This is a genomic window from Kitasatospora griseola, from assembly GCF_014648555.1.
Taxonomy (GTDB): domain Bacteria; phylum Actinomycetota; class Actinomycetes; order Streptomycetales; family Streptomycetaceae; genus Kitasatospora; species Kitasatospora griseola.
In genome coordinates this window covers 150526-176239 of the sequence record NZ_BMRI01000011.1, presented here as the reverse complement: position 1 = coordinate 176239, position 25714 = coordinate 150526, and the positions used below count along the sequence as shown (strand labels likewise).

Annotated in this window: 22 protein-coding genes; 21 read left to right on the top strand and 1 reads right to left on the bottom strand. The window is 71.2% G+C overall.

What is annotated here, in order from left to right:
- The 21 genes from IEZ12_RS16770 to rarD form a co-directional block, all read left to right on the top strand.
- A partial coding sequence (locus tag IEZ12_RS16770) for a geranylgeranyl reductase family protein (protein ID WP_229847600.1) occupies positions 1-1201 on the top strand: 1201 nt, incomplete at its 5' end.
- Between the two features lie 139 nt (positions 1202-1340).
- On the top strand, positions 1341-2249 hold the full coding sequence (locus IEZ12_RS16765; RefSeq protein WP_189272742.1) for a DMT family transporter: 909 nt from the start codon (positions 1341-1343) through the stop codon (positions 2247-2249).
- A 414-nt stretch (positions 2250-2663) separates the two neighbouring features.
- On the top strand, positions 2664-3023 hold the full coding sequence (locus IEZ12_RS16760) for an NADH-quinone oxidoreductase subunit A (protein ID WP_014137597.1): 360 nt from the start codon (positions 2664-2666) through the stop codon (positions 3021-3023).
- A gap of 96 nt (positions 3024-3119) precedes the next feature.
- Entirely contained in the window at positions 3120-3674 is a 555-nt protein-coding gene (locus tag IEZ12_RS16755) for a NuoB/complex I 20 kDa subunit family protein (protein ID WP_043915670.1), read from the top strand.
- Positions 3671-4396, top strand: coding sequence for an NADH-quinone oxidoreductase subunit C (locus IEZ12_RS16750; RefSeq protein WP_100587506.1), 726 nt, complete (start codon positions 3671-3673; stop codon positions 4394-4396). The genes IEZ12_RS16755 and IEZ12_RS16750 overlap by 4 nt, the downstream gene beginning before the upstream one ends.
- Complete coding sequence (locus tag IEZ12_RS16745; protein ID WP_189272741.1) at positions 4396-5724, top strand: NADH-quinone oxidoreductase subunit D; 1329 nt, start codon at positions 4396-4398, stop codon at positions 5722-5724. The genes IEZ12_RS16750 and IEZ12_RS16745 overlap by 1 nt, the downstream gene beginning before the upstream one ends.
- A complete protein-coding gene (nuoE, locus tag IEZ12_RS16740) occupies positions 5721-6461 on the top strand; it encodes an NADH-quinone oxidoreductase subunit NuoE (protein ID WP_043915673.1) in 741 nt (246 codons plus the stop codon). Before IEZ12_RS16745 ends, nuoE begins: the two co-directional genes overlap by 4 nt.
- The gene (nuoF, locus tag IEZ12_RS16735) at positions 6461-7819 is read left to right on the top strand and encodes an NADH-quinone oxidoreductase subunit NuoF (RefSeq protein ID WP_189272740.1); all 1359 of its coding nucleotides are present in this window, start codon (positions 6461-6463) and stop codon (positions 7817-7819) included. The genes nuoE and nuoF overlap by 1 nt, the downstream gene beginning before the upstream one ends.
- Complete coding sequence (locus tag IEZ12_RS16730; RefSeq protein WP_189272739.1) at positions 7816-10263, top strand: NADH-quinone oxidoreductase subunit G; 2448 nt, start codon at positions 7816-7818, stop codon at positions 10261-10263. The genes nuoF and IEZ12_RS16730 overlap by 4 nt, the downstream gene beginning before the upstream one ends.
- Positions 10263-11621, top strand: coding sequence for an NADH-quinone oxidoreductase subunit NuoH (nuoH, locus tag IEZ12_RS16725; RefSeq protein ID WP_373295485.1), 1359 nt, complete (start codon positions 10263-10265; stop codon positions 11619-11621). Before IEZ12_RS16730 ends, nuoH begins: the two co-directional genes overlap by 1 nt.
- Positions 11622-11629: 8 nt before the next feature.
- A complete protein-coding gene (nuoI, locus tag IEZ12_RS16720) occupies positions 11630-12211 on the top strand; it encodes an NADH-quinone oxidoreductase subunit NuoI (RefSeq protein WP_189272738.1) in 582 nt (193 codons plus the stop codon).
- The gene (locus IEZ12_RS16715) at positions 12208-13059 is read left to right on the top strand and encodes an NADH-quinone oxidoreductase subunit J (protein ID WP_189272737.1); all 852 of its coding nucleotides are present in this window, start codon (positions 12208-12210) and stop codon (positions 13057-13059) included. Before nuoI ends, IEZ12_RS16715 begins: the two co-directional genes overlap by 4 nt.
- Entirely contained in the window at positions 13056-13355 is a 300-nt protein-coding gene (nuoK, locus tag IEZ12_RS16710; RefSeq protein WP_043915678.1) for an NADH-quinone oxidoreductase subunit NuoK, read from the top strand. Before IEZ12_RS16715 ends, nuoK begins: the two co-directional genes overlap by 4 nt.
- 15 nt (positions 13356-13370) lie before the next feature.
- Complete coding sequence (gene nuoL, locus IEZ12_RS16705) at positions 13371-15266, top strand: NADH-quinone oxidoreductase subunit L (protein WP_189272736.1); 1896 nt, start codon at positions 13371-13373, stop codon at positions 15264-15266.
- A complete protein-coding gene (locus IEZ12_RS16700; RefSeq protein WP_189272735.1) occupies positions 15266-16879 on the top strand; it encodes an NADH-quinone oxidoreductase subunit M in 1614 nt (537 codons plus the stop codon). The genes nuoL and IEZ12_RS16700 overlap by 1 nt, the downstream gene beginning before the upstream one ends.
- The gene (nuoN, locus tag IEZ12_RS16695) at positions 16876-18513 is read left to right on the top strand and encodes an NADH-quinone oxidoreductase subunit NuoN (protein WP_189272734.1); all 1638 of its coding nucleotides are present in this window, start codon (positions 16876-16878) and stop codon (positions 18511-18513) included. The genes IEZ12_RS16700 and nuoN overlap by 4 nt, the downstream gene beginning before the upstream one ends.
- 172 nt (positions 18514-18685) lie before the next feature.
- Positions 18686-19699, top strand: a complete 1014-nt coding sequence (locus IEZ12_RS16690; RefSeq protein ID WP_043915682.1) for a polyprenyl synthetase family protein — start codon at positions 18686-18688, stop codon at positions 19697-19699.
- 152 nt (positions 19700-19851) lie between these two features.
- The gene (locus tag IEZ12_RS16685; protein ID WP_189272788.1) at positions 19852-20511 is read left to right on the top strand and encodes a response regulator transcription factor; all 660 of its coding nucleotides are present in this window, start codon (positions 19852-19854) and stop codon (positions 20509-20511) included.
- A gap of 142 nt (positions 20512-20653) precedes the next feature.
- The gene (locus IEZ12_RS16680; protein ID WP_189272733.1) at positions 20654-22621 is read left to right on the top strand and encodes a 2-oxoacid:acceptor oxidoreductase subunit alpha; all 1968 of its coding nucleotides are present in this window, start codon (positions 20654-20656) and stop codon (positions 22619-22621) included.
- The gene (locus IEZ12_RS16675) at positions 22618-23655 is read left to right on the top strand and encodes a 2-oxoacid:ferredoxin oxidoreductase subunit beta (RefSeq protein ID WP_189272732.1); all 1038 of its coding nucleotides are present in this window, start codon (positions 22618-22620) and stop codon (positions 23653-23655) included. The genes IEZ12_RS16680 and IEZ12_RS16675 overlap by 4 nt, the downstream gene beginning before the upstream one ends.
- Positions 23656-23760: 105 nt before the next feature.
- Complete coding sequence (gene rarD, locus IEZ12_RS16670) at positions 23761-24696, top strand: EamA family transporter RarD (RefSeq protein ID WP_189272731.1); 936 nt, start codon at positions 23761-23763, stop codon at positions 24694-24696.
- Here the strand turns inward: rarD and IEZ12_RS16665 are convergent.
- Positions 24693-25714 (bottom strand): extracellular solute-binding protein (locus IEZ12_RS16665; protein ID WP_189272730.1); only part of this gene is annotated, 1022 nt, incomplete at its 5' end. The two genes, rarD and IEZ12_RS16665, sit on opposite strands and share 4 nt — an antisense overlap.

The window sequence follows — 25714 nt, the reverse complement described above, 5'->3', positions numbered from 1 at the left end:
GCTGGCCCAGGCGGGCCTGGACGTGCTGCTGCTGGAGAAGACCGAGTTCCCGCGCGAGAAGGTGTGCGGCGACGGTCTGACGCCGCGCGCCGTCAAGCAGTTGGTGGACATGGGCATCGACGTGTCCGCAGAGAACGGCTGGCTGCCCAACAAGGGTCTGCGGATCATCGGCGGCGGCGTCCGGCTGGAGCTGGACTGGCCGGAGCTGGCCTCGTTCCCGGACTACGGGCTGGTGCGCAAGCGCGCGGACTTCGACGAGCTGCTGGCCCGTCAGGCGCAGAAGGCCGGCGCCCGGCTGTACGAGAACTGCAATGTCAGCGGCCCGATCCAGGACCGCACCGGCCGGATCACCGGCGTGACCGCCAAGCTCGGCCCGGAGAAGCGCGAAGTCGCCTTCCACGCGCCGCTGGTGGTCGCCGCGGACGGCAACTCGACCCGGCTGTCGCTGGCCATGGGCCTGCACCGGATCGAGTCCCGGCCGATGGGCGTCGCCTACCGGACGTACTTCACGTCGCCGCGGCACGACGACGACTACCTGGAGTCCTGGCTGGAGCTGTGGGACACCCGCGGTGGCCAGAAGAAGCTGCTGCCCGGCTACGGCTGGATCTTCGGCATGGGCGACGGCACCTCCAACGTCGGCCTCGGCATCCTCAACTCCTCGCCCGCGTTCGGTGACCTGAACTGGCGCGAGGTGCTGAAGAGCTGGTGCGCCGGCATGCCCGAGGAGTGGGGCTACACGCCGGAGAACATGACCGAGCCGATCCGCGGCGCCGCGCTGCCGATGGCCTTCAACCGGCAGCCGCACTACACCCGGGGCCTGCTGCTGGTCGGCGACGCCGGCGGCATGGTCAACCCGTTCAACGGCGAGGGCATCGCCTATGCGATGGAATCCGGCCAACTCGCGGCCGGCGTCATCGTCCAGGCGATGGCCCGGATCACGCCGGAGGGCCGGGAGCGGGCGCTGGCCCGCTACCCGCAGATCCTCAAGGACACCTACGGCGGCTACTACACGCTCGGCCGGGCGTTCGTGAAGATGATCGGCAACGACCGGGTGATGCGGATCGCCGCCGAGCGCGGCCTCACCCACCCGGTGCTGATGAAGTTCGTCCTCAAGCTGCTGGCCAACCTCACCGACCCGACCGGCGGCGACGCCGCGGACCGGATCATCAACGGCCTCGCGAAGGTGGCTCCCCGGGCCTGATCCGGGGGGCGGCCGAACAGCGGCGGCGGGCAGGCGGAAATCGCTTGCCCGCCGCCGTTCGCGTGCGGGAGGGTGTGCGGCGTTCTTCGACCCGTTCGACGGTGCACGGGCTCTCCACCGCGTCACCGGGAGTCCCGCCATGGCCGTCGCATCCGTTGCTGCCCGCCCCCGCTTCGTGCGTGATCTGCCGCTGCTGGCGGTGGCGGTGGTGTGGGGGTCGAGCTTCCTGGTGGTGAAGCGGGTCGCGGAGCCGGACACGGTGGTCGCCGTACTGGCACTGCGGTTCGCTCTGGTGCTGCCGGTGCTCGGAGCGGCGGCGTGGGGCCGGCTGCGCGTCCTCACGGCGCGCCAGTGGGGCGGCGGGGCGCTGCTGGGGCTGGTGCTGGGTGCGGTCTTCCTGCTGGAGACGTACGGGGCGGTGCACACCTCGGCGACCAACGCGGGGCTGGTGATCAGCCTGACGATGGTGTTCACGCCGCTCGCGGAGGCGGCGTTGCGGCGCAGCGCGCCGTCGGGGGCGTTCCTGGCGGCGGCGGGCCTGTCGGTGCTGGGGGTGGCGCTGCTGACCGGGAACGGCGGGCTGCGGGCGCCGTCGGCGGGTGACCTGCTGGTGCTGGGCGCGGCGGGCGCGCGGACGGTGAACGTGCTGGCGACGGCTCGGCTGCGGTCGGTGCGCGGGGTGGACCCGCTGGCCCTGACGTGGATCCAACTGGCTTTCGCCACGGCGGTGTTCGTGGTGGCGTCGCCGTTCGCCGGGCCGTCTCCGTGGTCGGTGGCGGCGTCCTTCGACGGGCAGCGCTGGGGTCTGCTGCTGTACCTGTCGCTGCTGTGCACGCTGTTCGCGTTCTTCGTGCAGCTGTGGGCGGTGCGGGCCACGTCGCCGTCATGGGCGAGCCTGCTGCTGGGCACCGAGCCGCTGTGGGCGGCGGTGTTCGGGGTCGCGCTGGCGGGTGACCGGCTCGGGCCGCTCGCGGTGCTGGGGGCGCTGGCGGTGCTGGCCGGGACGGAGTGGGGGCGGCGTCGGGCGGCCGTTCCCGAGAGCTTGTGAACGAAGGGTCAAGCGGGTGCCGACCGGGGTCCACCTGCCGAGTGAGGTCCTCTATCACGTAAACCGGATCACTCCGAAATTTGCTTGATCCGCCGCAGAATTGATATAGGCCGTGGTCAAACGGCAGCCGCTTCGCGGTGAGTTGCGACTGTATGTGGCCAAGTGCCTGCTCTGGGTCGAACAGTGGTGCCCCGTCCTGCTCCGTCCGGGTTCGTCGGGTGGCGAAGGTCACAAAGATCGTCGGGAACTGCGTGTCGCAGATCACAAGCAGACGGGCATAGGATGCGCTCCAACCTGGCTTTGTGAACTGCCTCACATGGAGCCGGATCTCACGAAGTGGATCATCGGTTCACCGCTGGTGACCTGGTGGTTCCGATCTGCAGTCAAGGACGACTGGACGGAGGGAGCGGGGCTATGAATGCCTACGCGCCGATCCTCGTACTCGGTGCCATCGCCGCGGCGTTCGCGGTCGGCTCCGTCGTGATGGCCTCGCTCACCGGCCCGAAGCGCTACAACCGGGCCAAGTTGGAGGCGTACGAGTGCGGCATCGAACCGACCCCGCAGCCCGTGGGCGGCGGTCGGTTCCCGATCAAGTACTACCTGACGGCGATGCTTTTCATCGTCTTCGACATCGAGATCGTCTTCCTCTACCCGTGGGCGGTCAGCTTCGACGCCCTGGGGATCTTCGGGCTGGTCGAGATGCTCCTGTTCATCGCCACCGTGTTCGTCGCCTACGCCTACGTCTGGCGCCGCGGCGGCCTGGAGTGGGACTGACCACGCCCCGCCGCCGTATGTGCTGCGTCGTTTGTGCTGCGTCGCTTGTGAACTGGCGGACAAGCCACCGGACTCGAAGGCATTGAGAGGGAACTGATGGGTATCGAGGAGAAGCTGCCGAGCGGCTTTCTGCTCACCAGCGTGGAGGCCGCCGCCGGCTGGGTGCGGAAGGCTTCGGTCTTCCCGGCCACCTTCGGGCTCGCCTGCTGCGCGATCGAGATGATGACCACCGGCGCGGGCCGCTACGACCTGGCCCGGTTCGGCATGGAGGTGTTCCGCGGTTCGCCGCGGCAGGCCGACCTGATGATCGTGGCCGGCCGGGTCAGCCAGAAGATGGCCCCGGTGCTGCGCCAGGTGTACGACCAGATGCCGAACCCCAAGTGGGTCATCTCGATGGGCGTGTGCGCCTCCTCCGGCGGCATGTTCAACAACTACGCGATCGTCCAGGGCGTCGACCACATCGTCCCCGTGGACATCTACCTGCCGGGCTGCCCGCCCCGCCCGGAGATGCTGATGGACGCGATCCTGAAGCTGCACGACAAGATCCAGCACGAGAAGCTCGGCGTGAACCGCCGCCGGGCCGAGGAGGAGGCCGAGCGCCTCGCGCTGCAGGCCACCCCGACCAGCGAGATGCGGGGGCTGCTGCGATGAGCGAGCAGGACAAGGCCGAGAACGAGAAGCCCGAAGTCCCGGCGACCAGGCGGGAGATCCCGGTCGAGGTGGTCGGCACCCGGCGGGGCATGTTCGGTGCGCAGGGCACCGGCGACACCTCCGGCTTCGGCGGGCTGAACGCCCCGATCGTGCTGCCCGGCCCGAGCGAGCGCCCGTACGGGGGCTACTTCGACGAGGTGGCCGACGAGTTCGAGGGCGCGCTGGAGGAGCAGGGCCTCGACGTCGACGACGTGATCGAGAAGACCGTCGTCGACCGCGGCGAACTGACCTTCCACGTCGCCCGCGAGCACCTGCTGAAGGCGGTGCGGATCCTGCGCGACGACCCGGCGCTGCGGTTCGAACTGTGCCTGGGCGTCAGCGGCGTGCACTACCCGAGCGAGGCGGGCCGGGAGCTGCACGCGGTCTACCACCTGCGGTCGATCACCCACGGCCGGCTGATCCGGATCGAGGTGACCGCGCCCGACGCGGACCCGCGGATCCCGTCCGTGGTGGACGTCTACCCGACCAACGACTGGCACGAGCGGGAGACCTACGACTTCTTCGGACTGGTCTTCGAGGGCCATCCGGCGCTCACCCGGATCATGATGCCGGACGACTGGCTGGGGCACCCGCAGCGCAAGGACTACCCGCTCGGCGGCATCCCCGTCGAGTACAAGGGCGCCCAGATCCCGGCGCCCGACCAGCGGAGGTCGTACACCTGATGAGCAGCACACAATACGAAGCGGGCTCCAGGGAGACCACCGAGGGACGGGTGTTCACCGTCACCGGTGGCGACTGGGGCGAGGTCGCCGAGGCCGTCGCGGGCGCCGACGACGAGCGGATCATCGTCAACATGGGCCCGCAGCACCCGTCCACCCACGGCGTGCTGCGGCTGATCCTGGAGATCGACGGCGAGACGGTCACCGAGGCCCGCTGCGGCATCGGCTACCTGCACACCGGCATCGAGAAGAACATGGAGTTCCGCAACTGGGTGCAGGGCACCACGTTCGTGACGCGGATGGACTACCTCACTCCGCTGTTCAACGAGACCGCCTACTGCCTGGCCGTGGAGAAGCTCCTCGGGATCACCGCCGACATCCCCGAACGGGCGTCCGTGATCCGGGTGTTGATGATGGAGCTGAATCGGATCTCCTCGCACCTGGTGGCCCTCGCCACCGGCGGCATGGAGATCGGCTCCACCACCCTGATGATCTACGGCCTGCGCGACCGCGAGGTCATCCTGGACATCTTCGAGCTGGTCACCGGCCTGCGGATGAACCACGCCTACATCCGCCCCGGCGGCCTGGCCCAGGACCTGCCGCCCGGCGCCGTCGACAAGATCCGCGAGAGCGTCAGGCTGCTCCGCTCCCGGGCCCACGAGTACGACAAACTCGCCGCCGACAACCCGGTGTTCAAGGCCCGCCTGGTCGACGTCGGCTTCCTCGACCTGCCCGGCTGCCTGGCGCTCGGCGCCACCGGCCCGATCCTGCGCTCCACCGGGCTGCCGCACGACCTGCGCAAGACCGACCCGTACTGCGGGTACGAGAACTACGAGTTCGACGTCGCGACGGCCGACAGCTGCGACTCCTACGGGCGGTTCGTGATCCGCCTGGAGGAGATGAAGCAGTCGCTGCGGATCGTCGAGCAGTGCCTGGACCGGCTCAAGCCGGGACCGGTGATGGTCGGCGACAAGAAGATCGCCTGGCCCGCCCAACTCGCCGTCGGCCCCGACGGCATGGGCAACTCGCTGGACCACATCCGGAAGATCATGGGCACCTCGATGGAGGCCCTGATCCACCACTTCAAGCTGGTCACCGAGGGTTTCAAGGTGCCGGTCGGCCAGGCGTACGCGGCCGTCGAGTCGGCCAAGGGCGAGCTCGGCGTGCACGTGGTCAGCGACGGCGGCACCCGGCCCTACCGGGTGCACTTCCGCGACCCGTCGTTCACCAACCTGCAGACGGTGGCGGCGATGTGCGAGGGCGGCCAGGTGGCCGACGTGATCGTGGCAGTGGCCGGGATCGACCCGGTGATGGGAGGCGTGGACCGGTGAGCAGCACAGAACTCGGCCTGCCGGCGCTGCCGGCCAAGCCCTACCCGCCGGAGGTCGCGCAGCGGCTGGCCGCCGACGCCGCCGAACTGATCGCCCGCTACCCGCACTCCCGCTCCGCGCTGCTGCCGCTGCTGCACCTGGTGCAGGCCGAGGAGGGCTACGTCTCCTCCACCGGAATCCGGTTCTGCGCCGAGCAGTTGGACCTCACCACCGCCGAGGTCACCGCGGTCGCCACCTTCTACACCATGTACCGCCGCCGCCCGGCCGGCGAGCACCACGTCGGGGTGTGCACCAACACGCTGTGCGCGGTGCTCGGCGGCGACCAGATCTTCGACGAGCTGAAGCAGCACCTGGAGATCGAGAACAACCGGACCACCGAGGACGGCGCCATCTCGATCGAGCGGATCGAGTGCAACGCGGCCTGCGACTACGCGCCCGTGGTGATGGTGAACTGGGAGTTCTTCGACAACCAGACGCCGGAATCCGCACGGGAGCTGGTGGACCGGCTACGGGCCGGCGAAGAGGTCCGGCCGACCCGCGGCGCGAAGCTCTGCTCGTTCAAGGAGACCTCCCGGATCCTGGCCGGCTTCGCCGACCCGCGCGAGGGCGCGGTCGACGAGTCCGGGGCCGGTGGCGCGCCCTCGCTGGCCGGCCTGCGGCTGGCCAAGGGCGAGGCGCTGCCCGGCACCCCGGGCGCCAAGGTGGTCTCCCCCCGGCACGAAGGGACGGAAGCGTGATGACCTCCGCCGAGCCGGCCGAGAAGCTGCTCTCCCCGGTCCTCTCCGCGTCCTGGGACGACCACCGCCCCTGGACCCTCGACACCTACCGCCGGCACGGCGGCTACGACGGCCTCCGGGCCGCCCTGGCGATGGCCCCGGACGAGGTGATCGCCCTGGTCAAGGACTCCGGCCTGCGCGGCCGCGGCGGCGCCGGCTTCCCCACCGGCATGAAGTGGCAGTTCATCCCGCAGAACGACGGCAAGCCGCACTACCTGGTGGTCAACGCCGACGAGTCCGAGCCGGGCACCTGCAAGGACATCCCGCTGCTGTTCGCCAACCCGCACTCGCTGATCGAGGGCATGGCGATCGCCTCCTACGCGATCCGCTGCAACCACGCCTTCATCTACCTGCGCGGCGAGGTCGTCCCGGTGCTGCGCCGCCTCCAGGCGGCGGTCGCCGAGGCGTACGAGGCTGGGTTCCTCGGCAAGGACGCCCTCGGCGAGGGCGTCGACCTGGACATCACCGTGCACGCGGGCGCCGGCGCGTACATCTGCGGCGAGGAGACCGCGCTGCTGGACTCGCTGGAGGGCCGCCGCGGCCAGCCCCGGCTGCGCCCGCCGTTCCCGGCGATCGCCGGCCTGTACGCCTGCCCGACGGTGGTCAACAACGTCGAGTCGATCGCCTCGGTGCCGCCGATCCTGGCCCGCGGCAAGGACTGGTTCAAGTCGCTGGGCACCGAGAAGTCGCCCGGCTTCACGCTGTACTCGCTGTCCGGGCACGTCACCAACCCCGGCCAGTACGAGGCCCCGCTCGGCATCACGCTCCGCCAGCTGCTGGAGATCACCGGCGGCGTCCGGTCCGGGCACCGCCTCAAGTTCTGGACGCCGGGCGGCTCGTCCACCCCGATGTTCACCGACCAGCACCTCGACGTCCCGCTCGACTACGAGGGCGTCGGCGCGGCCGGCTCGATGCTCGGCACCAAGGCGCTGCAGGTGTTCGACGAAACCACCTGCGTGGTGCGGGCCGTCACCAGGTGGACCGAGTTCTACGCCCACGAGTCCTGCGGCAAGTGCACCCCCTGCCGGGAGGGCACCTACTGGCTGGTCCAGCTGCTGAAGCGGATCGAGGCCGGCCAGGGCGTGCCCGGCGACCTGGAGAAGCTGCTGGACATCGCCGACAACATCAACGGCAAGTCGTTCTGCGCGCTGGGCGACGGCGCCGCCAGCCCGATCGTCTCCTCGCTGGAGCACTTCCGCGCCGAGTACGAGCAGCACATCAACGAACACCGCTGCCCGTTCGACCCGGCGGCCTCCACCGTCTGGGCCGACCGGGCCTCCGTCCACGAGTCCGCCACCGAGAGGGAGGTGCACGCGTGACGGTCACGGAGCCTTCCTCCACCCAGACCGAGCTGGTCACGCTCACCATCGACGGCGTCGAAGTCAGCGTCCCCAAGGGCACGTTGGTGATCCGCGCCGCCGAGCAGATCGGCACCCAGATCCCGCGCTTCTGCGACCACCCGCTGCTCGACCCCGCCGGGGCGTGCCGCCAGTGCATCGTGGAGATCGAGGGACAGCGCAAGCCGGTCGCCTCCTGCACCATCCCGGTCGCCGAGGGCATGATGGTGCGCACCCAGCTGTCCTCGCCGGTCGCCGAGAAGGCGCAGCACGGCGTGATGGAGCTGCTGCTGATCAACCACCCGCTGGACTGCCCGGTCTGCGACAAGGGCGGCGAATGCCCGCTGCAGAACCAGGCGATGACGAACGGCGCCGCGGAGTCCCGGTTCGAGGGCGTGAAGCGGACGTACGAGAAGCCGATCCCGCTCTCCACCCAGGTGCTGCTGGACCGCGAGCGGTGCGTGCTGTGCGCGCGCTGCACCCGGTTCTCGCAGCAGATCGCCGGCGACCCGTTCATCGACCTGGTCGAGCGCGGCGCGCTCCAGCAGGTCGGCACCGGCGACGACCAGCCGCTGGACTCGTACTTCTCCGGCAACACCATCCAGATCTGCCCGGTCGGCGCGCTCACCTCCGCCGCCTACCGGTTCCGCTCCCGCCCGTTCGACCTGGTGTCCTCGCCGTCCGTGTGCGAGCACTGCTCGGCGGGCTGCGGGCAGCGCACCGACCACCGGCGCGGCAAGGTGATGCGGCGGCTGGCCGGCAACGAGCCGGAGGTCAACGAGGAGTGGAACTGCGACAAGGGCCGGTTCGCGTTCCGGTACGCGCAGCAGCGTGACCGCTTCACCTCGCCGATGGTCCGGCAGGACGGCGAACTCGTCGCTGTGTCCTGGCCGGAGGCGCTCGCCCGGGTCGCCGAGGGGCTGCGCGGCAAGCGGGCCGCGGCGCTGGTCGGCGGCCGGGTCACCGTCGAGGACGCCTACGGCTGGGGGAAGTTCGCGCGCCTCGCGCTCGGCACCAACGACGTCGACTTCCGCTCCCGCCCGCACAGCGGCGAGGAGGCCGAGTTCCTGGCCGCCGCCGTCGCCGGGCAGGGCGTGGACCTGGACGGCGGCGGCGTGACGTACCGCGAGCTGGAGGCCGCACCGGCCGTGCTGCTGGCCGGACTGGAGGCCGAGGAGGAGGCGCCGATCGTCTTCCTGCGGCTGCGCAAGGCCAACCGGGCGAGCGGACTGCGGGTGTTCTCGATCGCCTCGCACGCCACCCGGGGCCTCGCCAAGCTGCACGGCGCGCTGCTGCCCGCCGCCCCCGGCACCGAGGCCGAGTGGCTCGGCGCGCTCGCGGGCGACGAGGTGCTCGCCGACGACGCGGGCCGCTGCGCGGACGCGCTGCGCTCCCCGGGCGCGGTGATCCTGGTCGGCGAACGGCTCGCCCAGACCGCCGGCGGCCTGACCGCCGCGCTGGGCCTGGCGCGGACCACCGGGGCGAAGCTCGCCTGGGTGCCGCGCCGGGCCGGTGAGCGCGGCGCGGTCGAGGCCGGCGCGCTGCCCGGGCTGCTGCCCGGCGGCCGGGCCGTCGAGGTGCCCGCCGCACGCGCCGAGGCCGCCGCGCACTGGGGCGTCGACGACCTGCCCGCCGCCCCCGGCCGCGACACCGGCCGGATCCTGGCCGCCGCCGTCGCGGGCGAACTGGACGCGCTGGTGGTCGGCGGTGTCGGCCTGGACGACCTGCCGGACCCGGCGTTCGCCGAACAGGCCCTGGAGAGCGCCGAGTTCGTGCTCTCGCTGGAGCTGCGCCCGTCCGCGGTGACGGCGCGTGCCGACGTGGTGCTGCCGGTCGCCGCCGTCGCCGAGAAGGCCGGCACCTTCCTGGACTGGGAGGGCCGGGTCCGGATGTTCGAACCGGCCATCAAGCCCGACCAGCTGATGGGCCGCCACCTGCACTCGGACGTCCGGGTGCTGTCCATGGTCGCGGACGCGCTGGAGAAGCCGATCGGCCTGCCCGACGTCCGGGCGGCCCGGCTGGAGCTGGACCGTTTCGCCCCGTGGCAGGGCGACCGCCCGGCCGCGCCCGGCGCGCACCCCGGCACGCTGCCCCGCCCGGTGACCGGGCAGGCCGTGCTGGCCGGGCACCGGATGCTGCTCGACAACGGCTCGCTGCAGGACGGCGACCAGCACCTGGCCGGCACCCGGCACCCGGTGGTGGCCCGGCTGTCCGCCGCCACCGCCGCCGAGATCGGCGCGACCGGAGCGCTGCTGCGGATCTCCGGCCCGGCCGGGTCGCTGACCCTGCCGCTGGAGGTCACCGAGGCGATGCCGGACCGCACGGTCTGGCTGCCGCTCAACTCGACGCCCGGCGGCGGCGCGCACCGCACGCTCGGCACCACGCTCGGCCACCTGGTCACCATCGCCCCGGCGGAGGAATCGTGATGCTGGACTTTGCTTCGCAGCAGCCCACGATGGTCGCTGCCGCGTACGACACCCTCGGTTTCTTCGGCCGCGACCCGTGGTGGCTGGTGCTGCTGAAGGCGGTGTTCTGCTTCGCGTTCCTGGTGCTGACGGTGCTGATCGCGATCGTCTGGGAGCGCAAGGTCGTCGCCTGGATGCAGCTGCGGATCGGCCCCAACCGGCACGGTCCTTGGGGTCTGCTGCAGTCGCTGGCCGACGGCGTGAAGCTGGCGCTGAAGGAAGACCTGGTGGTGAAGGGCGCCGACAAGGCGGTCTACATCCTGGCGCCGATCGTCGCGGCGATCCCCGCGTTCATGGCGTTCGCGGTGATCCCGTTCGGCCCGGCCGGCAACGAGGTGTCGATCTTCGGCACCCGCACCCCGCTGCAGCTCACCGACCTGCCGATCGCGCTGCTGTACATCCTGGCCACCGCCTCGGTGGGCATCTACGGCATCGTGCTGGCCGGCTGGTCGTCCGGCTCGACGTACCCGCTGCTCGGCGGCATCCGCTCGTCCGCCCAGATGATCAGCTACGAGATCGCGATGGGCCTGTCGTTCGCGGCGGTGTTCATCTACTCGGGCTCGATGTCGACCTCGGAGATCGTCGCCTCGCAGCAGCCGACCTGGTTCGCGGTGCTGCTGCCGGTGTCGTTCATCGTCTACATCATCGCGATGGTCGGCGAGACCAACCGCGCCCCGTTCGACCTCCCGGAGGCCGAGGGCGAGCTGGTCGGCGGCTTCAACACCGAGTACTCCTCGCTGAAGTTCGCGATGTTCATGCTGGCCGAGTACGTCAACATGGTCACCGTCTCGGCGGTCGCCTCGACGCTGTTCCTCGGCGGCTGGCGGGCCCCGTGGCCGATCTCCACCTTCTGGGCGGGGGCCAACCACGGCTGGTGGCCGATGCTGTGGATCGTGCTGAAGATCCAGCTGCTGCTGTTCTTCTTCATCTGGCTGCGCGGCACACTGCCCCGGCTGCGCTACGACCAGTTCATGAAGCTCGGCTGGAAGGTGCTCATCCCGGTCTCCCTGGTGTGGCTGGTGATGGTGTCGGCGGTGCGGGCGCTGCGCAACGAGGGCTACGACTTCACCAAGGTGCTGCTGTACGTGGGCGCCCCGCTGGCGGCGATCCTGGTGATCGCGCTGGTGGCCGACCTGGTGCGGAAGAAGCCCGAGGAGCCGCCCGCCGCCGCCCCGCCCGCGGCCTTCGACCCGATGGCCGGCGGCTACCCGGTGCCGCCGCTGCCCGGTCAGGAACTGCCGCCCGTCCCGCGCCGCCGTCGCCGGACCCCGCAACTCCAGGACGCCCTCAACGGGGCCGACCATTCCGAAGGGAGCTGAGCCCAGCCATGTCTGACGAATCCTCGGAGAAGTCGATCCTCGGGCCGGCCGCCGGCTTCGGCGTGACCTTCAAGGCCATGTTCAAGAAGCGGCTCACCGAGCAGTACCCGGAGTGCAAGAAGCCCACCGCTCCGCGCTTCCACGGCCGTCACCAGCTGAATCGGCACCCGGACGGCCTGGAGAAGTGCATCGGCTGCGAGCTGTGCGCCTGGGCCTGCCCCGCCGACGCGATCTACGTCGAGGGCGCCGACAACCGCGACGACGAGCGCTACTCGCCCGGCGAGCGCTACGGCGCGGTCTACCAGATCAACTACGCCCGCTGCATCCTGTGCGGGCTGTGCATCGAGGCCTGCCCGACCCGGGCGCTCACCATGACCAACGAGTACGAGCTGGCCGACTCCAGCCGGCAGGACCTGATCTTCACCAAGGAGCAGCTGCTGGTCGGGCTGACCGAGGGCATGGTCGACTCGCCGCACTCGATCTTCCCGGGCGCCGACGAGGGCGCGTACTACCGGGGCGAGATCACCGGCGCCGCGCCGGGCACCGTGCAGCAGGAGAAGCACGCGCGCGACAAGGAGGCGCAGTCATGACCTCCACCGGCGAGGCCGTGCAGTTCTGGGTGCTGGCCGTGATCGCGGTCGGCGGGGCGCTCGGCATGCTGCTGATGAAGAAGGCGGTGCACTCGGCGCTCTGCCTGGCCGCGACCATGCTGTCGCTGGCGGTCTGCTACCTGGCGCAGGGCGCGGTGTTCCTGGGCGTGGTGCAGATCGTGGTCTACACCGGCGCGATCATGATGCTGTTCCTGTTCGTGGTGATGCTGGTCGGCGTCTCCTCGGAGGACTCGCTGAAGGAGCAGCTGAAGGGCCAGCGGGTCGCCGCCGTGCTCTGCGGCGTGGGCTTCGGCGTGCTGCTGATCGCCGGCCTGGCGAACGCGAAGCTGTCGCACTTCACCGGCCTGTCCGAGGCGAACGCCGAGGGCAACGTGCAGGGCCTGGCCAAGCTGATCTTCACCAAGTACGTGTGGGCGTTCGAGGTGACCGGCGCGCTGCTGATCACCGCGGCGATCGGCGCCATGGTGCTGACCCACCGCGAGAAGATCCGCGAGCGCCTGACCCAGCGTCAACTGGCCGCACAGCGCGTCAAGGACAACATCCAGGTGCCGCCGCTGCCCGCCCCCGGCGTGTACGCCCGGCACAACGCGGTGGACATCCCGGCGCTGCTGCCCGACGGCACCGTCGCCGAGGACTCGGTGATGAGCACCCTGCGCGAGCGCGGCCAGATCCGCGACGTCAGCCAGGAGATGCTGCAGCGGATGGCCGAACTGGAGGAGGCCACCGCCGACTGGCTCGGCCGGCCGTCCTCCGCCCGCCCGCAGGTGGCCGGGCCCCGCCAGGCACTGGAGACCGTGCCGACCCCGACCAAGGAGGAGGCGGAGTGAACCCGGTCAACTACCTGTACCTGGCCGCGCTGCTGTTCACCATCGGCGCCTCGGGCGTGCTGATCCGCCGCAACGCGATCGTGCTGTTCATGTGCGTGGAGCTGATGCTGAACGCCTCGAACCTGGCGCTGGTCACGTTCTCCCGGCTGCACGGCAACCTGGACGGTCAGATCCTCGCGTTCTTCACGATGGTGGTCGCGGCGGCCGAGGTCGTGGTCGGCCTCGCCATCATCGTCTCCATCTTCCGGACCAGGCACTCCGCTTCGGTCGACGACAGCAACCTGATGAAGCTGTAGGCGGAGGGCCCTTCAGTGAACTCTCTCATTCCGCTGCTGGTCGCGGCGCCGCTGGCCGGCGCTGCCCTGCTGCTGCTCGGCGGACGGGCCCTGGACCGGTTCGGGCACTGGATCGCGACCGCACTCGCGGCGCTGTCCTTCGCCTTCGGCCTCGCCCTGTTCGCGGACATGCTCGGCCGTGACGCCGAGCACCGCGCCGTCGTCGAGCGGCTGTACACCTGGATCCCGGTGGACGGCTTCCAGGCCGACATCTCCTTCCAGCTCGACCAACTGTCCATCGTCTTCGTGCTGTTGATCACCGGCGTCGGCTCGTTGATCCACCTCTACTCGGTGGGCTACATGGCGCACGACGAGCGCCGCCGTCGGTTCTTCGGCTACCTGAACCTGTTCCTGGCCGCCATGCTGATCCTGGTGCTGGCCGACAACTACCTGCTGCTGTACGTCGGTTGGGAGGGCGTCGGCCTGGCGTCCTACCTGCTGATCGGGTTCTGGCAGCACAAGCCGAGCGCCGCGACGGCCGCCAAGAAGGCGTTCATCGTCAACCGGGTCGGCGACATGGGCCTGTCCGTCGCGATCATGCTGATGTTCGCCGAGTTCGGCTCGTTCGCCTTCGGCCCGGTGTTCGGCGCGGCCGGCGACGCGAGCCAGGGCAAGCTCACCGCGATCGCCCTGATGCTGCTGCTCGCCGCCTGCGGCAAGTCCGCGCAGGTCCCGCTGCAGTCCTGGCTGGGCGACGCGATGGAGGGTCCGACCCCGGTCTCCGCGCTGATCCACGCCGCCACCATGGTCACCGCCGGCGTCTACCTGATCACCCGCTCCGCGGCGATCTTCAACCTGGCCCCCGACGCGCAGACCGCCGTCGTGGTGGTCGGCGCGGTGACGCTGGTGTTCGGTGCGATCGTCGGTTGCGCCAAGGACGACATCAAGAAGGCGCTGGCCGGCTCGACCATGTCGCAGATCGGCTACATGATCATGGCGGCCGGCCTCGGCCCGATCGGCTACGCCTTCGCGATCATGCACCTGGTCACCCACGGCTTCTTCAAGGCCGGGCTGTTCCTCGGCGCCGGGTCGGTCATGCACGGCATGAACGACGAGGTGAACATGCGGCACTACGGCGGGCTGCGCAAGTACATGCCGGTCACCTTCTGGACCTTCCTGCTCGGCACCGGCGCGCTCATCGGCTTCCCGCTGCTGTCCGGCTTCTGGTCGAAGGACAAGATCATCGACGCGGCGTTCGCCAAGGGCGGCGCCGAGGGCTGGATCCTCGGCCTGTGCGCGCTGACCGGCGCCGTGATCACCGCGTTCTACATGACCCGGGTGGTGCTGCTCACCTTCTTCGGCGAGAAGCGCTGGCAGCCCGACGGGGACGGCAACCTGCCGCACCCGCACGAGTCCCCGAAGACCATGACCATCCCGATGATCGTGCTGGCCTTCGGCTCGGTGTTCGCCGGCGGCCTGTTCACCCTCGGCAGCTCCTTCCTGAACTTCCTGGAGCCGGTCACCGGCCACCAGGAGGGCCACCCGCCGTTCAACTCGTACGTGGTCAGCGTCATCGCCACCGTCTGCATGCTGGCCGGCGTCGGCCTGGCCTACGTCATGTACGGCCGCGGCCCCGTCCCGGTGAAGGCGCCGGTCGGCTCGCTGCTCACCCGGGCCGCCCGCCGCGACCTGCTGCAGGACGACTTCAACCACGCCGTCCTGGTCCGGCCCGGCTCGGCGCTCGCCGCCACCCTGGTCTGGTTCGACAGCAAGGGCCTGGACGGCTTCGTCAACGGCCTGGCCGCCGCCATCGGCGGCCTGTCCGGCCGGCTGCGCCGGATCCAGACCGGATACGTCCGGACGTACGCGCTCTCCATGTTCGGCGGCACGCTGGTGCTGGTCGCCTCCACTCTCCTGATGAGGTCGGTCTGATGAGCTACCTCCTCTCCGCCACCTGTGCCGTCCCGGCCGCCGGAGCAGTGCTCACCGCTGCCCTCCCGGCCGGCACCGGCGAGGCCCGGCGGCGCACCACCAAGGCCGTCGCGCTCGCGGTCTCGGCGGCCACCCTGGGCCTGGCGATCGCGGTCGCCGCCGCCTTCGAACCCGACGGCCCCCGCTACCAGTTGACCGAGTCCTACAGCTGGATCCGGTCCTTCGGGATCAGCTTCTCGCTCGGCGCGGACGGCATCGGCACCGTGCTGGCGCTGCTCACCGCCGTGCTGGTGCCGCTGGTGATGCTGGCCGGCTGGCACGACGCAGACCCGGCCGCGCCCGAGGGCTCCTTCGAGTCCAAGCGCCGCACCCAGGGCTTCTTCGCCCTGATCCTCGCCGTCGAGGCGATGGTGCTGGTGTCCTTCCTGGCCACCGACGTGTTCGTGTTCTACGTGTTCTTCGAAGCCATGCTGATCCCGATGTACTTCCTGATCGGCGGCTTCGGCGACCGGGCCGGCGGACCCGACTCGGCCCGCCAACGCTCGTACGCGGCGGTCAAGTTCCTGCTGTACAACCTGCTCGGCGGACTGGTCATGCTGGCCGCCGTGATCGGCCTGTACGTGGTGGCCGGCGACCAGGGGCAGGCGACGTTCAGCCTGCCCGCGCTGACCGACGCGATCTCCTCCGGCAAGCTGGTGATCGACCCGACCGTGCAGCGCGCGCTGTTCCTCGGCTTCTTCTTCGCCTTCGCGGTGAAGGCCCCGCTGTGGCCGCTGCACACCTGGCTGCCGAACGCGATGGGCGAGTCCACCGCCGGAACCGCCGTCCTGATCACGGCGGTCGTCGACAAGGTCGGCACCTTCGCGATGCTCCGGTTCTGCCTCGGCCTGTTCCCGGACGCCTCCAAGACCTTCGCCCCGGCGATCCTGGTGCTGTCGCTGATCGGCATCGTCTACGGCGCGCTGGTCGCCATCGGCCAGAAGGACATCAAGCGGCTGGTCGCCTACGCGTCCATCTCGCACTTCGGGTTCATCATCATGGGCATCTTCGCGATGACCAGCCAGGGCCAGTCCGGCGCCACCCTCTACATGGTCAACCACGGCATCTCCACCGCCGCGTGGATGCTGGTGGCGGGCTTCCTGATCTCCCGCCGCGGCTCGCGGCTGATCGCCGACTACGGCGGCGTGCAGAAGGTCGCCCCCGTCCTGGCGGGCACCTTCCTGATCGGCGGCCTGGCCACGCTGTCGCTGCCCGGCCTGGCCCCGTTCGTCAGTGAATTCCTGGTCCTGGTCGGCACGTTCACCCGCTACCCGGTGATCGGCATCATCGCCACCTTCGGCATCGTGCTGGCCGCGCTGTACGCGCTGATGCTGTACCAGCGCACCATGACCGGCCCGGTGAAGGAGTCCGTCACGGGCATGCCCGACCTGAAGGCCCGTGAACTCGCCGTCGTCGCCCCGCTGGTGGCCCTCACGCTGCTGCTCGGCGTCTACCCGCAGTCGCTCACCCGGATCGTGAACCCCGCCGTGAACGACACCCTCAGCCAGGTCCACCGCATCGATCCCGCGCCCGCCCACCCGGTCGCCGCCACCAACGGAGGTGAGCAGAAGTGATCTCCACCCACGTGCTGGCCGCCGTCGGCGGCAACAGTCCGAGCATCCCCGCCCCGCACATCGAGTACGGCCAGCTCTCGCCGATGCTCGTGGTGTTCGGCGCGGCACTGGTCGGCGTCCTGGCCGAGGCGTTCCTGCCGCGGCGGCTGCGCGCCGCCGCCCAGCTCGGCATCTCGCTGGTCGGCCTGGTCGGCGGCTTCGTCGCCGTGGTGGTGCTCGCCGCCCAGGGCCACGCCTCCACCAGGGCGGGCCTGTTGGCGATGGGCTCGGTCGCCATCGACGGGCCCGCGCTGTTCCTGCAGGGCGTCATCCTGCTGACCGCCGTCCTCGCCGTCCTCACCTACGCCGAGGGCCGGCTGGAGCCGCGCATCAACGGCCACCGGATCGACGCGTTCGCCGCGCAGGCCGCCGCCGTCCCCGGCGGCGAACAGGAACGCGAAGCCACCCGCGAGGGCCTGCGGACCACCGAGATCTACCCGCTCACCCTGTTCGCGGTCGGCGGCATGCTGCTCTTCCCCGCCTCCAACGACCTGCTCACCATGTTCGTGGCGCTCGAAGTGCTGTCCCTGCCGCTGTACTTGATGTGCGCGATCGCCCGGCGCCGCCGCCTGCTCTCGCAGGAGGCCGCCGTCAAGTACTTCCTGCTCGGCGCGTTCGCCTCCGCGTTCTTCCTGTTCGGCACCGCGCTGGTCTACGGCTACGCGGGCACCCTCCGGCTCGGCGAGATCGCCGACGTGGTCGCCGGCACCGCCCCCGTCACCCCGGCGCTCGCCGTCACCACCCAGAACGACGCGCTGCTGCTGATCGGCCTGGCCATGCTCGCCGTCGGCCTGCTGTTCAAGGTCGGCGCGGTGCCGTTCCACTCCTGGACGCCGGACGTCTACCAGGGCGCGCCCACCCCCGTCAGCGGGTTCATGGCGGCCGCCACCAAGACCGCCGCGTTCGGCGCGCTGCTGCGGCTGTTCTACGTCGCCTTCCCCGGCATCCGCTGGGACTGGCGGCCCGTCATGTGGGGCGTCGCGATCCTCACCATGGTGGTCGGCTCGATCCTCGCCGTCACCCAGCAGGACGTGAAGCGCCTCCTCGCCTACTCCTCGGTCGCGCACGCCGGCTTCATCCTCACCGGCCTGATCGCCACCGACCGGCGCGGCGTCGCCGCCGTCCTCTTCTACCTGCTCGCCTACTCCTTCGTCACCCTCGGCGCGTTCGCCGTCGTCACCCTGGTCCGCGACTCCAAGGGCGAGGCCACCCACCTGTCCAACTGGGCCGGCCTGGGCCGCCGCTCCCCGCTCCTCGCCGCGGTGTTCGCCCTGTTCCTGCTGGCCTTCGCGGGCATCCCGCTCACCTCCGGCTTCACCGGCAAGTTCGCCGTCTTCCAGGCCGCGGCCGGCGGCGGCGCCACCCCGCTGGTCATCGTCGGTGTGCTGTCCTCCGCGATCGCCGCCTTCTTCTACATCCGCGTCATCGTCCTGATGTTCTTCTCCGACCCCCAGCCCTCCGGCCCCGCGGTCGCCGTCCCCAGCACCCTCACCGCCACTGCCATCGCCTTCGGCGTGCTGGTCACCCTGGGCCTGGGTCTGCTCCCGCAGTACTTCCTCGACCTGGCCACCAAGGCCTCGGTCTTCATCCGTTGATCGTTCCCCGGTGCGGGAGGCGGGTCCGGTCCGGTCCCACCTCCCGCCACCAGGGGAGGAAGGACCATGCCCGTGCAGTGATCCACTCCGGACCGGATACGCTGCCTTGTATGTGCATCGGCGGCGCTGAGGGACCGGCCCGCTGGATCGACCAGGGACAGGAGTGGTCAGCGTGACCGTCGTGGGGCCCTTCGGGCTGAGCGTGCAGGACCGCGATCTGACCCGCGACGTCCAGGCCGGGATGGAGGCCGTGGAGGCCGCCCTGATCGAGGCCGTCAAGTGCGACGTGCCCTTCATCACGGTGACCGCCAGCCACCTCATCGAGGCCGGGGGGAAGCGGTTCAGGCCGCTGCTGGTGATGCTCGCCGCCCAGTTCGGCGACCCCGGCGCGTCCGGGGTGGTGCCGTCCGCTGTGGTGGTCGAACTGACCCACCTCGCGACGCTGTACCACGACGACGTGATGGACGAGGCCCCCGTGCGGCGCGGCGCCCCCAGCGCCAACAGCCGCTGGGACAACTCGGTCGCCATCCTCACCGGCGACTTCCTGTTCTCCCGCGCCTCCCAGGTGCTCTCCGACCTCGGCCCCGAGGCCGTCCGGGTCCAGGCCGACGCCTTCGAGCGGCTGGTCACCGGTCAGATCCTGGAGACCGTGGGGCCCCGCCCCGAGGACGACCCGCTGCGCCACTACCTGGACGTGCTGTCCGGCAAGACCGGCTCGCTGATCGCCGTCTCCTGCCGCTTCGGCGCCATGATGGCCGGCGCCGAGCCCTGGATCGTCGACCTGCTCACCCAGTACGGCGAGCGCATCGGCACCGCGTTCCAGCTCGCCGACGACGTCCTCGACATCGCCAGCGACGGCCACGAGTCCGGCAAGACCCCCGGCACCGACCTGCGCGAGGGCGTCCCCACGCTGCCCGTCCTGCTGCTGCGTCAGATGCCGGTCGACCCGGCCGACCCCGAGGACGCGCGGCTGCGCGAGCTCCTCGACACCGACCTGGCGTCCGACGACGACGCCCACGCCGAGGCCCTGCGCCTGCTGCGCCGGCACCCGGCGCTGGAGCGGGCGCGCCGCGAGACGCTGCGCTACGCCGAGGAAGCGCGTGCGCTGCTCGACCCGCTGCCGGCCGGGCCGGCGAAGGCGGCGCTGCAGGAGCTGTGCGACACGGTGGCCATCCGCACCATGTGAGGTGCGAGGAGCAGGGAGAGCACCACCAGGGGCGCGTGGGGGGTACCTCCCAGCCCTGGCGGGCCGGGAGGTACCCCCACGCGCCCCTGGGTTCGCGCCCGCTTTCGCGCCCGTCCGCTCGCGCAGCGCCTCGCGCTAGGGTTCGTCCCATGTTGCGTGTGGTGATCGCCGAGGATTCCGTGCTGCTCCGGGAGGGGCTGACGCGGTTGCTGACGGACCGGGGGATGGAGGTCGTGGCGGGGGTCGGTGACGGGGACGCGCTGCTGCGGGCGGTGGACGGGCTGCAGGAGGGCGGCGCGTTGCCGGACGTGGTGGTGGCGGACGTGCGGATGCCGCCGACGCACACCGACGAGGGGGTGCGGGCGTGCGTGGAGTTGCGCAAGCGGTATCCGCAGCTGGGTGTGCTGGTGCTGTCGCAGCACGTGGAGGAGCAGTACGCGGGTGAGCTGCTGGCGGGTTCGACCCGCGGCGTGGGCTACCTGCTGAAGGACCGGGTCGCGGAGGTGCGGGAGTTCGCCGACGCGGTGACCCGGGTCGCACAGGGCGGGACGGCGCTGGATCCGGAGGTGGTGCAGCAGCTGCTGAGCCGCAGCCGGCAGGTGGACACGCTGGCGAATCTGACGCCCCGTGAGCGCGAGGTGCTGGGGCTGATGGCGGAGGGCCGGACCAACGCCGCGATAGCCAAGCAACTGGTGGTGTCCGACGGTGCGGTCGAGAAGCATGTGTCGAACATCTTCCAGAAATTGGGTTTGGGACAGAGCCAGCAGGATCACCGGCGGGTTCTCGCGGTGCTGGCGTATTTGGAGTCGTGACCGGCCAGGACCCGCGATTTTCGGTCTTCGCGAGTTGCCTATCAGCGGTGCGTCAGCTGTTTAGGATTTCCTTGGTGCGCCAGGCGGACGGGGCACACGGCTCACGCCCGCTGCTGGCTCCCCTTCGAGGAGGTCCGCGGCAGTGACCAGTCAGGTCGATCAGTCAGAGGCAGTGGACGGCCCGGGCGGCGAGCGCCGGACGGGCCCGGCCTCGCCCCGTTCGGGCCCGCAGGACGGGTCCGGGCGGGCGCCCAAGCCGATCCGACGGCTGGATCGGGTGATCATCCGGTTCGCCGGGGACTCCGGCGACGGCATGCAGCTCACCGGCGACCGCTTCACCTCGGAGACGGCGGCGTTCGGCAACGACCTGTCGACCCTGCCGAACTTCCCGGCGGAGATCCGGGCCCCCGCAGGCACCCTGCCGGGTGTGTCCAGCTTCCAGTTGCACTTCGCCGACCACGACATCCTGACGCCCGGTGACGCCCCCGACGTGCTGGTGGCGATGAACCCGGCGGCACTGAAGGCGAACCTGGCGGACCTGCCGGCCGGCGCCGAGATCATCGTCAACACCGACGAGTTCACCAAGCGCGCGCTGGCGAAGGTCGGGTACGACAAGGACCCGCTGGCCGACGGTTCGCTGGAGGCGTTCCGGCTGCACCCGGTGCCGCTGACCACGCTGACGCTGGAGGCGCTGAAGGACAGCGGGCTGGCCCGCAAGGACGCGGAGCGGGCGAAGAACATGTTCGCCCTCGGCCTGCTGTCGTGGATGTACCACCGGCCCACCCACGGCACCGAACTGTTCCTCCGTCAGAAGTTCGCGAAGAAGCCGCAGATCGCCGAGGCGAACGTGGCGGCGTTCCGGGCGGGCTGGAACTTCGGCGAGACCACCGAGGACTTCGCGGTCTCCTACGAGGTCCCGCCGGCCAAGCTGCCGGCCGGCACGTACCGCAACATCTCCGGGAACCTGGCGCTGTCGTACGGCCTGGTCGCGGCGGGGGAGCGGTCCGGGCTGCCGGTGTTCCTCGGCTCGTACCCGATCACCCCGGCCTCGGACATCCTGCACGAGCTGTCGAAGCACAAGAACTTCGGCGTGCGGACGTTCCAGGCCGAGGACGAGATCGCGGGCATCGGCGCGGCGCTCGGCGCGGCGTTCGGCGGCGCGCTGGGCGTGACCACCACGTCCGGTCCGGGTGTGGCGCTGAAGTCGGAGACCATCGGTCTGGCGGTGTCGCTGGAACTGCCGCTGCTGGTGGTCGACATCCAGCGCGGCGGCCCGTCCACCGGCCTGCCGACCAAGACCGAGCAGGCCGACCTGCTGCAGGCGATGTTCGGCCGCAACGGCGAGGCCCCGGTGCCGATCGTGGCCCCCGCGACGCCCGCCGAGTGCTTCGACGCCGCGCTCGACGCCGCCCGGATCGCCCTCACCTACCGCACCCCGGTCTTCCTGCTCTCCGACGGCTACCTGGCCAACGGCTCCGAGCCGTGGAAGATCCCGGACGTCGACGAACTGCCGGACCTGCGCGTGGAGTTCGCCACCGAGCCGAACGGCGCCGACGGCACCTTCCGCCCCTACCAGCGCGACCCGCACACCCTCGCCCGCCCGTGGGCGGTGCCCGGCACCCCCGGTCTGGAGCACCGGATCGGCGGCATCGAGAAGCAGGACGGCACCGGCAACATCTCCTACGACCCCGCGAACCACGACTTCATGGTCCGCACCCGGCAGGCCAAGATCGACGGCATCGAGGTGCCGGACGTCGAGGTCGACGACCCGAGCGGCGAGGCCCGCGTCCTGGTGCTCGGCTGGGGCTCCACCTACGGCCCGATCACCGCCGCGGTGCGCCGGGTACGGGCGGACGGTGGCCAGGTCGCCCAGGCCCACCTGCGCCACCTCAACCCCTTCCCGGCCAACCTCGGCACGGTGCTGCGCCGCTACGAGCGGGTGATCGTCCCCGAGATGAACCTCGGACAGCTCGCCCTGCTGCTGCGCGCGAAGTACCTCGTCGACGCCCAGTCCTACAACCAGGTGCGCGGCCTGCCGTTCAAGGCCGCCCAACTCGCCGACGTGCTGCACGCGGCGATCGGCACGCTCGACGCGGAGGCGACCCGATGACCGACTTCCCCGCGCTGCGGCTCGTCCCCAAGGCCGACGGCCCGCAGTCCGTAAAGGACTTCAAGACCGACCAGGAAGTGCGCTGGTGTCCCGGCTGCGGGGACTACGCGATCCTGGCCGCCGTCCAGTCCTTCATGCCGGAGCTCGGCATCCGCCGGGAGAACACTGTCTTCGTCTCCGGCATCGGCTGCTCCTCGCGCTTCCCGTACTACATGAACACCTACGGGATGCACTCGATCCACGGCCGCGCCCCGGCGATCGCCACCGGCCTGGCCGCGTCCCGCCCCGACCTGTCGGTCTGGGTGGTGACGGGCGACGGCGACGCGCTGTCGATCGGCGGCAACCACCTGATCCACGCGCTGCGCCGGAACGTCAATCTGAAGATCCTGCTGTTCAACAACCGGATCTACGGACTGACGAAGGGTCAGTACTCGCCGACCAGCGAGGTCGGGAAGATCACCAAGTCCACGCCGATGGGCTCGTTGGACGCGCCCTTCAACCCGCTCTCGCTGGCGATCGGCGCGGAGGCGAGCTTCGTGGCGCGGACCATCGACTCCGACCGGCAGCACCTGCAGTCGGTGCTGCGGGCCGCGGCGCAGCACGAGGGCACCGCGCTGGTGGAGATCTACCAGAACTGCAACATCTTCAACGACGGCGCGTTCGAGGTTCTCAAGGAGCCCGGCACCCGGGACGAGGCGCTCATCCGGCTGGAGCACGGGCAGCCGATCCTGGCCGGCGCGGACCGGCACGTGGTGCGGGGGGCGGACGGCGAGCTGCGGATCGTTCCGCGGAGCGAGGGCACGGCGCTCGTCCACGACGCCCACGCGAGCAGTCCGACGGCGGCGTTCGCGCTGACCCGGCTGGCCGACGCGGACCTGCTGCACCACACGCCGATCGGGGTGCTGCGGGACGTGCGGCGGGAGGTCTACGACGTGCAGATGGCGGACCAGCTGGCCCTTGCCGAGGAGCAGAAGGGACGGGGCGAGCTGGCCGGCCTGCTGGCGGGATCCAGCACCTGGACGGTGACCGACTAGGGGCCCGCCCCTTGTCAGGAGCCAAAGTCCTTTTTGGGGATGACACCTTCACCCGCGTACCGCTACCTTTCGTAGGACGTTTCGTGCGCGGGTGAAGGGCAGGCCATGGCGGAGAGTTCGCGGGAGGCCAGGGTCGGATTGTGGAACGGCTTCGCGGCGTACGGGATGTGGGGGCTGTTCCCGCTGTTCTGGCCGCTGCTGGAGCCGGCCGGGGCGGTGGACATCCTGGCGAACCGGATGGTGTGGTCGCTGGTGGCGGTCGCGGCACTGCTGCTGGTACGCCGCCGCTGGGGCTGGATACGCCCGCTGCTGCGGCAGCCGCGCAGGCTGGCGCTGCTCGCGGTGGCGGCGGCCACGGTCTCGGTGAACTGGGGCGTGTACATCTGGGGCGTGAACTCCGGGCACGTGGTGGAGACGAGTCTCGGGTACTTCATCAATCCGCTGGTGACGATCGCGTTCGGCGTGCTGGTGCTGCGTGAGCGGCTGCGGACCGCGCAGTGGGCGGCGGTCGGCATCGGCGTGGCCGCGGTCGCGGTGCTGACGGTGGCGTACGGGCGGCTGCCGTGGATCGCGTTGACGCTCGCGTTCTCGTTCGCGACGTACGGGCTGATGAAGAAGAAGGTCGCACTGGGCGGGCCGGAGAGCCTGGCCGTGGAGAGCGCGGTGATGTTCCCGTTCGCGCTCGGGTTCCTGGTGTACCTGGGGGTGCGCGGCGAGGGCAGCCTCGGGCACTACGGCTGGGGGCACACCGCGCTGCTGGTGGCCAGCGGCGTGGTCACGGCGGTGCCGCTGATGTGCTTCGGCGCGGCGGCGCTGCGGGTGCCGCTGACCACGCTGGGGCTGTTGCAGTACCTGGCGCCGGTGTTCCAGTTCCTGATCGGGGTGACGGTCTTCCACGAGTCGATGGCGCCGGCCCGCTGGGCGGGCTTCGGGCTGGTGTGGGTGGCGCTGGCGGTACTGAGCGTGGACGCGCTGCGCCGGGTCCGGGCCGAGCGGCGGAACGTGCCGGCGCCGGTGCCCGCGGAGGCGGTCGCCGGCTAGCCGGCCGCCAGGTCGCGGGCCAGCCGGGTGCTGTCGCGGTGGGTGGTGAACGCGGTGGCGGCGGCGAGCGCGGCGGTTCGGCGGCGAGGGGTGAGCAGGCCGCCGTGGGCGAGCGAGTCCAGGGGGCGGCCGTGCTGCCACTCGTCCAGTGACCAGCGGGCGTAGGGGCCGAACAGGGCGCGGGTGGGTTCGGGCAGGTCGGTGCGGGCCGGGACGGCGGCGCGGGCGCCGTTGAGGGCGATCTGGCCGTCGAGGCTCGCGCAGACGTCGAGCCAGGCGAGGGCGGCGTCGCGGTGGTGGGCGCCGCGGGGGAGGACGAAGACGTCGGCGCGGGACTGGAACAGCGCCGCGGTGCCGGGGGCGGCGGCCCACCGGTAGTCGGCGCCGGCCCGCAGGGCGAGGTTCTCGCGCAGCCAGCCGTCGGCCCAGTCGCCGGTGAGCAGGTAGCCGGCCTGGCCGGTGCCCAGCAGCCGGGCGGCGTCCGTCCAGTCGGCGTCGGGGGTGACGGGGGCGGCGTGGGCGAGCAGGGCGTCCAGGACGCGCAGCGCGGTGGCGGTGGCGGTGGTGCGCCACGGGCCGTCGGGCTGCCAGAGCGCGGTGAAGGCGTCGGGGCCGTGGGCGGCCAGCAGGGCGGTCTCGGCCAGCTGGAGCACTTCGGCGGGGCCGCCGACGGCGAGTGCGGGGCGGCCGGTGGCGGTGACGCGCTGGAGCTGGGCGATGAGCAGGCCTGGGTCCGCCGGGGCGGGGTCGGCGGCGGCGTCGGCCAGCACCCGGGGGTTCGACCAGAGCAGGTTGGTGCGGCGCACGCCCGCGGGGACGCCGTACAGCGCGCGGCCGGCCCGCAGCCGGGGTCGCAGTCCGGCGGGCAGTCCCGCGGTCCAGCGGCGGCGCCGGGCGAGGCCGTCGAGCGGCTCCAAGTGCGGGGCCAGTTCGGCGAGTTCGGCGCCGCCGGCGCAGCGGAGGCTGTCCGGCGGTCGGTCGGTGGCGAGCCGGGTGAGCGGGTCGGCGTCGGTGGAGC

Bases quoted from the DNA above. Each gene is read 5' to 3' on its own strand.
- IEZ12_RS16715 (WP_189272737.1), top strand. From the start codon at position 12,208: ATGACCTCCACCGGCGAGGCCGTGCAGTTCTGGGTGCTGGCCGTGATC.
- IEZ12_RS16765 (WP_189272742.1), top strand. From the start codon at position 1,341: ATGGCCGTCGCATCCGTTGCTGCCCGCCCCCGCTTCGTGCGTGATCTG.
- IEZ12_RS16760 (WP_014137597.1), top strand. From the start codon at position 2,664: ATGAATGCCTACGCGCCGATCCTCGTACTCGGTGCCATCGCCGCGGCG.
- nuoI (WP_189272738.1), top strand. From the start codon at position 11,630: ATGTCTGACGAATCCTCGGAGAAGTCGATCCTCGGGCCGGCCGCCGGC.
- nuoF (WP_189272740.1), top strand. From the start codon at position 6,461: ATGACCTCCGCCGAGCCGGCCGAGAAGCTGCTCTCCCCGGTCCTCTCC.
- IEZ12_RS16745 (WP_189272741.1), top strand. From the start codon at position 4,396: ATGAGCAGCACACAATACGAAGCGGGCTCCAGGGAGACCACCGAGGGA.
- IEZ12_RS16750 (WP_100587506.1), top strand. From the start codon at position 3,671: ATGAGCGAGCAGGACAAGGCCGAGAACGAGAAGCCCGAAGTCCCGGCG.
- rarD (WP_189272731.1), top strand. From the start codon at position 23,761: ATGGCGGAGAGTTCGCGGGAGGCCAGGGTCGGATTGTGGAACGGCTTC.
- IEZ12_RS16700 (WP_189272735.1), top strand. From the start codon at position 15,266: ATGAGCTACCTCCTCTCCGCCACCTGTGCCGTCCCGGCCGCCGGAGCA.
- IEZ12_RS16755 (WP_043915670.1), top strand. From the start codon at position 3,120: ATGGGTATCGAGGAGAAGCTGCCGAGCGGCTTTCTGCTCACCAGCGTG.
- nuoH (WP_373295485.1), top strand. From the start codon at position 10,263: ATGCTGGACTTTGCTTCGCAGCAGCCCACGATGGTCGCTGCCGCGTAC.
- IEZ12_RS16675 (WP_189272732.1), top strand. From the start codon at position 22,618: ATGACCGACTTCCCCGCGCTGCGGCTCGTCCCCAAGGCCGACGGCCCG.